Consider the following 12,126-nt stretch of genomic DNA (forward strand, 5'->3'; position numbering starts at 1 on the left):
ATTAACCAATTCGCATCATCAGTACATCCATACTGCCAACAGAGTGACCACAGATACATGTTAGACATCGCTTTATATGAACCTGAAATTGCGCCGAATACCGGTAATATTATTCGCCTATGTGCTAACTGTGGCGCTAATCTTCACCTAATCGAGCCACTAGGATTTGACTTAGAAGAGAAGAAAGTTCGCAGAGCGGGGCTAGATTATCGTGACCTTGCTAGAGTGAAAAGGCATAAAGATTTAGCGGCATTTATAGAGTATTTAACCGATCAGCGAGAAGGTGATTTTCGTTTAATTGCCTGCACAACAAAAACCACTGGCCACCATATTGATGCGAGTTATCAGGATGGCGATGTTCTACTTTTTGGCCCCGAAACACGAGGACTGCCTGCGGAGCTTATTGAAAGTTTACCGATGGAACAGAGAATTCGAATTCCTATGATGCCTGATAGCCGTAGCCTAAACCTCTCTAACGCCGTAGCCATTATTGCGTTTGAAGCATGGCGTCAGCAAGGTTTTGAAGGTGCAATATAATCTAGAGTTTATTAGAGCCAAATTAATTTAAGCGGTTATTACCGTCATTGTTGTTTGGCTTTGTATCAGCCTCATCCTCTTTACGCTCATATTCTCCCTCGAAGGTATTGTTATCATTTTGAGTGGAGTTGAATGGATCTTGTCCAAATGGAGATTGACCAAAACCGCTCTGAGCATGAAAGCCGCCCGAAGAGATAGAATTCACTTTCACTCGCTTCATTAACTCTTTGGCAATTTTAGCTCTAGGCGCAGGAAGCAATACCAACATACCGAATGCGTCTGTCATAAAACCGGGAGTCAATAACAACACGCCGGCAACCGCCAACATTACCCCTTCAAGTATCTGCTGAGCCGGTATTTCACCTTGTTGAAGGCGACCTTGTACTGACATTAGCGTCTGAAGCCCCTGACTTCGTACCAACGATGCTCCCACAAAAGCCGTCACCAACACCAATGCCATTGTTGGCCATAACCCCAGAAATCCACCGACTTGAATAAATAGGCCAATTTCAATGACAGGAACACAAATAAACAGCAACAGTAAGATAGGAAACACAGGCACTCCAGTAGAATATTATTCACCTCATGCTATGAGGTTTTGTTAGCTTACAGCATACCCTATCAAGCGACGAATAAATAATCTAGCCTTACAGGAGCACACTAAAATGTCCTACAAAAATTCGCTTATATAGAAATATGTGATATCACGTACATATAGAAAAAAAAATGACATATTATTGACAATAAAGGTGATCCATCTACTACTTTTCTAACTATAAAGAAGTATTATGCGCCTGAAGCCCGGAAGGATTAGGAGCCAAAAAATCTGTCGAATGGATTCTTTGACACAGAAATGGCCAGAAACTAAAACAATGTCAGCATAATTATCCAAAGGCTAAAATTATGACTAAAATTAAGAATCCAAAAGCAAAACCAGCAACACGTATTGAGCACGATCTACTCGGCGAACGTCATGTTCCTAACGATGCTTACTACGGTATTCACACTCTTCGAGCTATCGAAAACTTCAATATTTCCAACAACACCATTTCTGACGTACCAGAATTTGTTCGCGGCATGGTAATGACCAAAAAAGCGGCCACATTAGCAAACAAAGAGCTGAGCGTTATTCCTAGCCAAGTAGCAAATTACATCATTCAAGCGTGTGACGTTATTCTTGAAAGTGGTAAATGCATGGATCAGTTCCCTTCGGATGTATTCCAAGGTGGCGCAGGTACATCAGTCAACATGAATACTAATGAAGTAATTGCCAACGTTGCGTTAGAGTTAATGGGAAAAGAAAAAGGTCAATACGAGTTTATTAACCCAAATGACCATGTAAACAAAAGCCAGTCGACCAACTGTGCTTATCCGACAGGATTCCGCGTTGCTGTATACAACAGTATACAAAAGCTTATTGACGCCGTTGAATACCTTAAAGGGGCATTTGAACTAAAAAGCCAAGAGTTCGATAAAGTTCTGAAAATGGGCAGAACTCAGCTTCAAGACGCTGTTCCTATGACTGTAGGACAAGAGTTTAAAGCGTGGGCCGTCACCATAGACGAAGATATTCGTAACTTAAGATACACATCCAAACTATTGCTAGAAGTGAATTTAGGTGCAACCGCTATTGGTACTGGTCTAAATGCGGCTGATGGTTACCAAGTTCTTGCCGTTAAGCACCTTGCTGATGTATCAGGTTTAAAATGCGTTCCAGCGGAGAACCTGATAGAAGCAACTTCAGATTGTGGCGCTTACGTAATGGTTCATGGCTCACTAAAACGCTTAGCCGTAAAATTATCCAAGATCTGTAATGACCTTCGTTTACTTTCATCAGGACCAAGAGCTGGTTTTAACGAACTCAATTTACCGGAACTACAAGCAGGATCTTCTATTATGCCTGCAAAAGTTAACCCTGTGGTTCCAGAAGTCGTTAACCAAGTCTGCTTTAAAGTGATGGGTAACGATACCACCATCTCTTTTGCCGCTGAAGGTGGTCAATTACAACTTAACGTAATGGAACCTGTTATTGCACAAAGCATGTTCGAATCACTCGATCTTCTTAAAAATGCTTGTATTAACCTACGTGACAAGTGTGTAGATGGCATCACAGTAAACAAAGAAGTATGTGAAGCGTTTGTGTTCAACTCTATTGGTATTGTGACCTACCTGAATCCATATATTGGCCATCACGAAGGCGATATCGTCGGCAAAATCTGCGCAGATACCGGCAAGAGTGTTCGCGAAGTAGTACTTGAACGAGGACTACTGACAGAAGATGAGCTTAACGACATTTTCTCTGTCGGCAATCTAATGAAGCCGCAATATAAAGCGAAACGCTACGATTAGCAGGGATAAGCAACGGAAAGGATTCCTCAAATTTAACAAGGGCTTACACTTTAAGCCCTTTTTTAAATCCAGTTTTTATTCTTTTACTACACATTTTAATAAAACTTTGAGGTACAACCTATGGTTATGATTCAATTATTGGTCGTTCTACTATTCATATTCTTGGGGGCAAGAATCGGTGGTATTGGTATCGGCTTTGCTGGTGGTGCAGGTGTGATCGCACTTACCATGCTACTTGGACTAGACGCTGGTAGCATACCAGTTGACGTTATTCTAATTATCATGTCAGTTATCACTGCAATCGCGGCTATGCAAGTTGCTGGTGGTATGGATTGGCTGGTTGATCTTGCTGAGCAATTTCTACGTAAAAATCCAAAACACATTACCTTTTACGCACCAATCGTTACTTACGTAATGACACTGCTTGCGGGTACAGGTCATACGGCATTCTCTACTTTGCCGGTTATCGCCGAAGTAGCAAAAGAGCAAGGAGTTCGTCCATCACGACCTCTATCTATTGCCGTTGTTGCCTCACAAATCGCGATTACAGCATCACCAATTTCAGCCGCGGTTGTTTTCTTCTCTGGGATTCTTGAGCCGCTAGGTGTTGATTACCTAACACTACTTGCGGTATGTATTCCAACAACATTCGTTGCCTGTATGGTCGGTGCTTTTGTGGCTAACCTAATGGGTAAAGAACTCAAAGATGACGATGTTTATCAAGAGCGTTTAGCAAAAGGGCTAATTAAAATGAAAGGCGCAACAAAGCGTGACATTTTGCCTTCAGCTAAAACATCCGTTTACATCTTCTTAGCGGCAATCGTTGCAGTAGTCACCTACGCGACAATGATTAGTGGCACAGTAGGATTAATCGAAGAACCTACTATTGGCCGTAACCATGCCATTATGGCGCTTATGTTAACAGCGGCGACCGCCATTGTTATGATCACAAAGATTGACGCATCTCAAATCGCCAATGCTGCGACATTTAAGTCTGGTATGAGTGCTTGTGTGTGTGTTCTTGGTGTTGCATGGTTAGGTGATACCTTTGTTTCCAGCCACATTGCTGAAATCAAAGAGTTCTCTGCAAACCTTCTAGAACAGTATCCTTGGATGCTTGCGATTACTCTATTCTTTGCATCTATGCTGCTTTATTCTCAAGGCGCAACAACTACAGCGCTAATGCCAGCGGCACTTGCTATTGGTGTTGCACCACTGACTGCGGTTGCTTCTTTTGCTGCGGTAAGTGCACTGTTTGTACTACCAACATACCCAACACTGCTTGCAGCTGTTGAGATGGATGACACGGGCTCTACGCGTATTGGTAAATACGTATTTAACCACCCATTCTTCATTCCGGGTGTGGTTACTATCGCAACATCTGTTGCACTTGGTTTTGCTTTCGGTGGTCTTATTCTGTAATAGTTAAGTCACTTTAAGGTATTCATATAAGGAGGCTCTGCCTCCTTTTTTATTTCTCACCGTAGCAAAACTCTGCACTTAACTCATAGTCGATTAAGCTGCACCAATAACTCGCCATATATTGGGTATAAAATTTGATTAAATAACGATAAGATGAAACTAATTGTTTGGATCATCGGTCTGATGTTTCATAAGTAATAATTGGGTTTACTACATTTTATGCGCGCATTTTTATCCATTGTATTTATTAGCCTGCTTTCGATCTCTTTCTCCTCTTTTGCCTTATTTGGCAAAAACGATCAACAGAGCGCAGTTTCTTCATTTGATAATGGCAATAGTCGTTTTGTTACCGTTAATGAGGCATTCCCTTTCTCCTCCAATCAGGTAAATAGTACCGTTTACTTAAATTGGGATGTAAAACCAGAGTATTATCTGTATCAGCATCAATTCTCCGTTAGCATCGAAAACGGTACGATTGGCTCTCTTGTTCAGCCACAAGGAAAGCCGTATAAAGATCAATTTTTTGGTTCGGTTCAAATTTACACCGAGCCGCTCACCATACAAGTACCGGTTACCAGTATTAATGATAAAGCGCGACTTATTGTTAAGTACCAAGGCTGTGCAAAAGCAGGGTTCTGCTATCCCCCTGAAACACGTTTAATAGAGGTAAATCCTCTCTCCGCAAACGACGCCTCCGTGGCTTCATCAGCGGAGCAAACTAGCGCAACGAGTAACAACACCGTTCAGCAAAACACCTTATCTGACAATCAAGAATCGTTACTTGCCGGACAGCTAGCGGACAACTGGTGGACGCCATTACTTTTTCTTGCTCTAGGTATTGGACTGGCGTTTACACCTTGCGTGTTCCCTATGTATCCAATATTGACTGGTATCGTTCTTGGTAATGGCAAATTATCGCAATCTAGAGCGTTAAGCTTATCCTTTGTTTATGTACAGGGGATGGCTTTAACCTATACCTTACTTGGTTTAGTTGTTGCCTCTGCCGGATTACAATTTCAGGCGGCGTTGCAGCACCCTTACGTGCTCATTGGCCTAAGTATCATGTTTATACTATTGGCACTTTCTATGTTTGGTGCGTATACCTTGCAACTGCCCTCCGCCATTCAAACCTGGTTAAACAATCAAAGTAACAAACAGCAAGGTGGCAATATTGGCGGGGTGTTCTTAATGGGCGCCATCTCAGGCTTAGTCTGTTCACCTTGCACTACCGCACCACTTTCTGGCGCCTTGCTTTATGTCGCACAAAGTGGCGACCTACTAACGGGAGGAGTCGCTCTTTATGCACTCGGCCTAGGTATGGGTATTCCACTGATCACCGTTGCCGTATTCGGTAATAAATTGCTACCTAAAGCGGGTGCATGGATGGACAGGGTAAAAATCCTATTTGGCTTTATATTGCTTGCCGCCCCTATCTACTTACTAGAACGTATTATTCCAGCACAGTGGGCTGTCACATTATGGGGGCTACTAGGTATTTTTGCCTTTGGTTGGCTATACCATTTAAAAAACAGCCTAGAGTTTGCTGGCTGGAAACAGAGTTTATTAGGTATTGTCGCCATGTTAGGCATTTTAGCCTCTGCACTCCCCGTTTATAATCAATGGAGTGGCAACCACTCATCTGATGCCTATCAACCTACCATTAGCTTTACTCGAATCGCATCGGTAGAAGAGCTGGAACAGCAACTTGTTCTGGCCAACAAAGCCAACAAACCTGTGATGCTCGACTTTTATGCCGATTGGTGTGTGGCATGTAAAGAGTTTGAAAAGTACACCTTTCACACGCCCGAAGTTGAAGAGAAACTAAAAGGCTATATCTTGCTGCAAGCAGATGTCACCAAAAACAGTCCGGCAGACATTGCACTGTTTAAGCGTTTAAAAGTGATGGGGCTACCGACCATCGATTTTTGGGATGCTGATGGTAATTATCAGTCTCGATCTCGATTGACCGGTTTTATGGAAGCAGAACCATTTATAGAGCACCTAAATAAACAAAATTAAATGATGCTAGGGGATTTCTATACCCTAGCCTTGTTTATTTGCAAATGACGCTTCAATACGCAACTAAAATCAGATAAAAGTCGATACTGTTCAGAAATTTAAGCTAGAGTTATTGTCCAAAATACCAAAGCGTACAATACTTGCTTTGTTAACTGAATATTTACTAAATAATAAAGAGTGTATAACGTCATGGATTCGACCTACACAATTATCATCGCTGATGATCATCCATTATTCCGCAACGCGCTATTTCAGTCAGTTCATATGGCGATAAGTGGCGCAAATCTATTGGAAGCGGATTCTCTTGATGCCCTACTACAACTACTCAATAAAGAAGCGGAACCCGATCTATTACTGCTTGATTTAAAAATGCCCGGAGCCAACGGCATGTCAGGTTTAATTCAACTCCGCGCAGAATACCCAGACCTACCGATTGTGGTGATTTCCGCCAATGAAGAACCCAGTGTTGTTGCACAGGTAAAACTTCACGGTGCTTTCGGTTTTATTCCCAAATCCAGTGACATGCGAGCATTAGTTAGCGCGTTGAACCAAGTGCTTAATGGTGACCCCTTCTTCCCTGAAGAGCTGTTAAAAAACAGCCATGTTAATACTGACTTATCTGAAAAAATTGCCTCGTTAACACCGCAGCAATATCGTGTGCTTGGCATGTTGTCTGACGGGTTGCTCAATAAGCAAATTGCGTATGAGTTAAATGTCTCTGAAGCCACCATAAAAGCGCATATGACCGCCATATTCCGTAAGCTAGGAGTCCAAAACCGGACTCAAGCTGTGATCCTTCTACAACAACTTGAACCAGAAGGTTAGACCTTCGGCTAAGTTAACATCTTATTAACAAGGTCATTTTCTAACTCACCCTTCATAAACGCCCATATATTGGGCGTTTATCTATTTTAGCCCCCGACTAAAGTTGCACTGAGATATTCTAATAAGGCTGCTAATCTAAATTCCGTAACAGTTTATTAACACCAATAACACAACGGAAGGAGAAGGCCATGGCATTCGAATCATCGAATCACGCTCAAGCCTACTGGAAGGAAAACTTGACCATCATGGGGTCGCTACTTGCAATCTGGTTCTTAGTCTCTTATGGCGCAGGAATTTTGTTTGTAGATGCTCTGAACTTAATTCAATTTGGCGGCTTTAAACTAGGTTTCTGGTTTGCTCAACAAGGTTCAATATATACCTTTGTGGCGCTGATTTTTGTTTATGTTGCGCGAATGAATTCGCTCGATAAAAAATACAACGTACAGGAAGACTAAGAGGCTTTGGAAATGGATATTCAAACTTGGACCTTTATTTTAGTCGGTATTACATTTGCGCTATATATCGGCATCGCAATTTGGGCTCGCGCAGGCTCTACAAGTGAATTCTATGTAGCTGGCGGTGGTGTACACCCTGTCGCGAACGGAATGGCAACCGCAGCAGACTGGATGTCAGCAGCTTCATTTATTTCAATGGCAGGTATCATCTCGTTTATCGGTTATGACGGTGGTGTATATCTTATGGGTTGGACAGGTGGCTACGTATTGTTGGCACTATGTTTAGCTCCGTACCTACGTAAATTTGGTAAGTTTACCGTGCCTGATTTTATCGGGGACCGTTACTACTCACGTACAGCGCGTATGGTAGCCGTTTTCTGTGCCATCTTCGTCTCGTTTACTTATGTAGCTGGACAGATGCGTGGTGTGGGCGTGGTATTTGCTCGATTCCTAGAAGTTGATATCAATATGGGTATCATCATAGGTATGGGTGTGGTTTTCTTCTACGCTGTATTAGGTGGAATGAAAGGCATTACTTATACTCAGGTTGCTCAGTACTGCGTACTTATCTTCGCATTCATGGTTCCAGCAATCTTTACTTCACTGATGATGACAGGTTCACCGGTTCCGCAACTTGGCTTCGGTTCAACCATGGCAGGCAGCGATGTCTATCTACTGGATAAACTGGATGGCTTAACGCAAGAACTTGGCTTTACCGCCTACACCGACGGCTCCAAGAGTATGGTTGACGTATTCTTTATCTGTGCGGCTCTAATGGTTGGTACTGCGGGTCTTCCTCACGTAATCATCCGTTTCTTTACGGTACCAAAAGTATCTGATGCGCGTATCTCTGCGGGTTGGGCTCTAGTATTCATCTCAATTCTATATACTACTGCTCCTGCCGTTGCTGCATTCGCTCGTGTAAATATGATTGATACCATTAACGGTCCAGACATGAAAGGTGTTGCCGCAGCAGAAGCACCAAGCTGGTACAAAAACTGGGAAAGCACAGGTCTGGTAGCATGGGAAGATAAGAATGGCGACGGTAAAATGTTCTATTCTGGTGACTCTCGTAACGAAATGAAGATCAACCGAGATATCATTGTATTGGCATCCCCTGAGCTTGCTCAACTTCCAAACTGGGTTGTTGCACTGCTAGCAGCGGGTGGCTTAGCGGCTGCATTGTCTACCGCGGCAGGTCTGCTCTTGGTTATCTCAACCTCCATTTCGCATGACTTGTTGAAGAAAGGCTTTAGGCCCAACATGACGGATAAACAGGAACTGCTCGCCGCACGTTTAGCCGCCTTCTTTGCCATTGTTTGTGCGGGCTACTTAGGTATTAACCCTCCAGGGTTCGTAGCACAGGTGGTTGCATTCGCCTTCGGACTAGCTGCATCGTCCTTCTTCCCTGCCATTATCCTAGGTATCTTCTATAAGAAGATGAACAAAGAAGGGGCAATTGCCGGTATGCTTTCTGGTATCGCATTCACAGCGGCTTACATTATTTACTTTAAGTTTGTAAACCCTGCTGCGAATACACCAGACAACTGGATGTTTGGCATCAGCCCTGAAGGGATTGGTACACTAGGTATGTGTGTTAACTTCGTTGTTTCAATTGTAGTGAACAAGTTTACTGCAGAAGTTCCAGCAGACGTACAAGAGATGGTTGAGTCAATTCGTTACCCTAAAGGCTCTGGCGCAGCGCACGATCATTAATTATCGAAGGATTTAACATCCAAGATAACTCAAAGAGCAAGCTAACTTAGCTTGCTCTTTTTTATTTCCTCTCTCAATATAAAATACCATTTAACCTGAGCCCACCTACCCTTCTTTCAGAAAATACCTATATCATTTTTAGTCACAAAATAACCTATCAATCTAAAATAATGAATCAGAAATGATTTAACCCTTACCTATAAAAAACCTCTCTTTTTACAAGTAAAACCCTAAATATAAAATTTTAAACAAAGAAGAATTTTCCTATTTATTAGTTTTAAAAGAAGTGTGACTCTTACCCAAAAATAAATAACACCATAGGATTTAATAGATGAGCATCAAGCCTATTTTTAGTCACCCTTTATCTATAAAAATCAATTTATCCCCACCCAAAAGATCCACTGCTAAAATAATCACATTTATAGCAACGCTATTTCATATCACTGGTTACACTAGCGAAGGATTAAACAATGACACAGTAACCATGGTTCCCTTTATTGGTATACAAGGGGAATATAATCTTCCAGAAGATAAAAGTTATAATAGTAAAGAACCAGAAACGTTTGGTTATGGCATTTTGTTTGGCATTCAATTTAATCAAGCCATGAGCTGGGATCTAACCTACAACTTCGACACCCAATATTCCACCAAGGATACCAACGTTGATATCAACGCGGTCATATGGCAAACCGGTGTAAGGTACGACTACTACCTCAATAATCAATTCAGCCTATATGGCAGATTAGCAGCCAGTTACTGGGATGTAGAAAAAACCTTTTCTACAACCAGAGTGAAACAATCAAACAGCGGGCTTTCTCCTACAATCGAAATGGGCTTTGGATATGATCCGAAACCCAATTTATCCTTATACTCCGGCTATCAACTAATCAGTGGTATTGGAGGAGACAGTACCGGCTCTTATGATGACCATAGTTTACTGATAGGGGCAAAATATCGCTTTGCTAACAATAATCTCACCGCTAAAAAAACATCCGTTAAAAAAGAAGAAAATGAGCGCGTAGAGCCCAACATTAAAATCGTTAAAAGTCGTGATAACTTTGTTTTCCTCCAATTAGACTCTAATAATTTTTCCAGCAACAGTGCAAAGCTAAGTTACCGTAGCTTATCTAAACTCGATGAACTGATTTTATTCCTTAAAAAATACCCTAACTCAACAGTTAGAATAGTGGGTCACACGGACTCAACTGGCTCCTATAGTCACAATATGAACCTGTCGTTGAAACGAGCCAAATCAGTCTCGTATGTATTATTAAACAGAGGAATAGAAAAGAGCAGAATAAAAGTAATTGGTCGAGGTGAAGAACAACCCATCGCCTCAAATTCCACCTCTGAAGGACGAGCGCAAAATAGAAGAGTCGACATTATCATTCCAAACTTTAATAACCAACAATAAGACATAATTAATAAAAAATACACTTATACATCCACATCCTTTAAATGCTTTTAATATTTAGGTCTTCCCAATGAAAATATATTCATTTGTAACGCTATTGATTAGCTCACTCTTTATTATTACTGGCTGTAATAATGAAGATGCGTTTTCCAATCCTAATAATTCCGCCTCAGAAATTACAGCCCCTCCACCCGTCGTTCGCCCCCCAGCAACAGCAAACTTACATAGCTTAACTATCGTGCCGCATGATTACGGCACTGTCGTGACATCCCCTCAAGAAATGTTTGTCAACTCATCACTAAGATTAAAAGTAATCGGTGCATTTGATGACGGGCTTGATTACGACCTAACGAATAAAGTCACGATAAGCAGTAGTAACAATACCGTTGCGTCCGTCACTGGCAACTTAGTACAAGGAATGGCATCCGGATCCGTACAACTATTTGCAGACTCTAATGAGCATACCGGCATAAGAAGTCCAGCATATGACCTAAACGTGCTAGATAGCAGTGATGCAGGCACTATCAATGCTGGTGTTTGTGGTAGCCAAATAAATGATAACAACTTGACCAATGCTAAAGATGGCTGCATGAAACTCATCAGCGATGATCGCGGAAACTGGTTTACCTCAAATCCAAGTATAGTATTTATTAATGCACAAGCTGGTTTTACCCCAGTTCACAGTTCAGATCCCGCGGTCCCACGCCCATATAAAACTTATTCAGGAGAAGATAGTGAAATTGGCTATACCCCAGCAGGATTAACGAACTTTGCCCGATTCTTCCAAGGTTATCCTGACAATTTTGACGGAGGACAATATGAGCTATGGTGTAATTATCTGAATGAAATAGAGTTCGCAGGAAAAAAGAACTGGGATAGAGTAACAGCACCCGAACTTGCCAATTTAGTCTCCTACAGAGGCGCGTTACGAGCCAACTATGGTTGGCCAGCGGAAAACCACTACCACACCAAAACTGTAGCACCAATTACTGGTGCAATCGCGGTAAAAGTCAACGGAGTTCTAAATGAAAAAGTGATAACAACAGGCAGACCCTACTACGCCAGTTGCACTTCTCGCGGCAACAACTAGAGACTCTTAGTCACAAAAAACAGAGAGAATAGCAAGGTTAGCATTGGAGTCACAACACGCTCGAATGCTACCTCTTCTTTAGGTGTGGCTTTGATTGTCTAACCCTAACTGATCCATGGTAATAATAAGATGATAAAACTTGTTTTGGTTCTGTTTCTATTTCTAGTGGTATTTATCGATCTAGTACTGATTGAATCTCAATTTACCTATGATAATAAACAGCAGCGACTTAAGCTCAGTAATATAGAGCTTATCTCTAATGGTTATGTTTCCTTTTGACGCTAGATTCTACACACCAT

11 protein-coding genes are annotated in these 12,126 nt (G+C 41.9%); 10 read left to right on the forward strand and 1 reads right to left on the reverse strand.

The window, feature by feature from the left end:
• Positions 1–57: 57 nt before the first annotated feature.
• Positions 58–537 carry a tRNA (uridine(34)/cytosine(34)/5-carboxymethylaminomethyluridine(34)-2'-O)-methyltransferase TrmL gene (trmL, locus tag CHJ_RS13815; protein ID WP_171752774.1) on the forward strand — a complete coding sequence of 160 codons (480 nt, stop codon included), beginning with the start codon at positions 58–60 and terminating at the stop codon, positions 535–537.
• Positions 538–559: 22 nt separating this feature from the next.
• On the opposite strand, the gene CHJ_RS13820 is transcribed toward trmL, so the two are convergent.
• On the reverse strand, positions 560–1,093 hold the full coding sequence (locus CHJ_RS13820) for an FxsA family protein (protein ID WP_171752775.1): 534 nt from the start codon (positions 1,091–1,093) through the stop codon (positions 560–562).
• A gap of 347 nt (positions 1,094–1,440) precedes the next feature.
• Here CHJ_RS13820 and aspA point away from each other — a divergent pair, with 347 nt between their 5' ends.
• The 9 genes from aspA to CHJ_RS13865 all read left to right on the forward strand — a co-directional run bounded on the left by aspA (position 1,441) and on the right by CHJ_RS13865 (position 12,106).
• Entirely contained in the window at positions 1,441–2,886 is a 1,446-nt protein-coding gene (gene aspA, locus CHJ_RS13825; protein ID WP_171752776.1) for an aspartate ammonia-lyase, read from the forward strand.
• A gap of 120 nt (positions 2,887–3,006) precedes the next feature.
• A complete protein-coding gene (locus CHJ_RS13830; protein WP_317917938.1) occupies positions 3,007–4,308 on the forward strand; it encodes an anaerobic C4-dicarboxylate transporter in 1,302 nt (433 codons plus the stop codon).
• A gap of 219 nt (positions 4,309–4,527) precedes the next feature.
• Positions 4,528–6,327 (forward strand): protein-disulfide reductase DsbD, encoded by a 1,800-nt coding sequence (locus CHJ_RS13835; RefSeq protein ID WP_317917939.1) that lies wholly within the window; start codon positions 4,528–4,530, stop codon positions 6,325–6,327.
• A 189-nt stretch (positions 6,328–6,516) separates the two neighbouring features.
• Positions 6,517–7,152 carry a response regulator transcription factor gene (locus CHJ_RS13840; RefSeq protein WP_171752779.1) on the forward strand — a complete coding sequence of 212 codons (636 nt, stop codon included), beginning with the start codon at positions 6,517–6,519 and terminating at the stop codon, positions 7,150–7,152.
• Between the two features lie 188 nt (positions 7,153–7,340).
• Positions 7,341–7,607 carry a DUF4212 domain-containing protein gene (locus CHJ_RS13845; protein ID WP_171752780.1) on the forward strand — a complete coding sequence of 89 codons (267 nt, stop codon included), beginning with the start codon at positions 7,341–7,343 and terminating at the stop codon, positions 7,605–7,607.
• Positions 7,608–7,619: 12 nt separating this feature from the next.
• On the forward strand, positions 7,620–9,323 hold the full coding sequence (locus CHJ_RS13850; protein ID WP_171752781.1) for a sodium:solute symporter family protein: 1,704 nt from the start codon (positions 7,620–7,622) through the stop codon (positions 9,321–9,323).
• 331 nt (positions 9,324–9,654) lie between these two features.
• Positions 9,655–10,737, forward strand: coding sequence for an OmpA family protein (locus CHJ_RS13855; protein WP_317917940.1), 1,083 nt, complete (start codon positions 9,655–9,657; stop codon positions 10,735–10,737).
• A gap of 70 nt (positions 10,738–10,807) precedes the next feature.
• Positions 10,808–11,827: a hypothetical protein gene (locus CHJ_RS13860; RefSeq protein WP_317917941.1), complete on the forward strand. Its 1,020-nt coding sequence runs from the start codon at positions 10,808–10,810 to the stop codon at positions 11,825–11,827.
• A gap of 129 nt (positions 11,828–11,956) precedes the next feature.
• Entirely contained in the window at positions 11,957–12,106 is a 150-nt protein-coding gene (locus tag CHJ_RS13865; RefSeq protein WP_171752784.1) for a hypothetical protein, read from the forward strand.
• Positions 12,107–12,126 lie beyond the last annotated feature (20 nt).

This window comes from Vibrio sp. MACH09 (genome assembly GCF_033238805.1).
Lineage (GTDB): Bacteria > Pseudomonadota > Gammaproteobacteria > Enterobacterales > Vibrionaceae > Vibrio.

Bases quoted from the DNA above. Each gene is read 5' to 3' on its own strand.
- trmL (WP_171752774.1), top strand. From the start codon at position 58: ATGTTAGACATCGCTTTATATGAACCTGAAATTGCGCCGAATACCGGT.
- aspA (WP_171752776.1), top strand. From the start codon at position 1,441: ATGACTAAAATTAAGAATCCAAAAGCAAAACCAGCAACACGTATTGAG.
- CHJ_RS13830 (WP_317917938.1), top strand. From the start codon at position 3,007: ATGGTTATGATTCAATTATTGGTCGTTCTACTATTCATATTCTTGGGG.
- CHJ_RS13835 (WP_317917939.1), top strand. From the start codon at position 4,528: ATGCGCGCATTTTTATCCATTGTATTTATTAGCCTGCTTTCGATCTCT.
- CHJ_RS13840 (WP_171752779.1), top strand. From the start codon at position 6,517: ATGGATTCGACCTACACAATTATCATCGCTGATGATCATCCATTATTC.
- CHJ_RS13845 (WP_171752780.1), top strand. From the start codon at position 7,341: ATGGCATTCGAATCATCGAATCACGCTCAAGCCTACTGGAAGGAAAAC.
- CHJ_RS13850 (WP_171752781.1), top strand. From the start codon at position 7,620: ATGGATATTCAAACTTGGACCTTTATTTTAGTCGGTATTACATTTGCG.
- CHJ_RS13855 (WP_317917940.1), top strand. From the start codon at position 9,655: ATGAGCATCAAGCCTATTTTTAGTCACCCTTTATCTATAAAAATCAAT.
- CHJ_RS13860 (WP_317917941.1), top strand. From the start codon at position 10,808: ATGAAAATATATTCATTTGTAACGCTATTGATTAGCTCACTCTTTATT.
- CHJ_RS13865 (WP_171752784.1), top strand. From the start codon at position 11,957: ATGATAAAACTTGTTTTGGTTCTGTTTCTATTTCTAGTGGTATTTATC.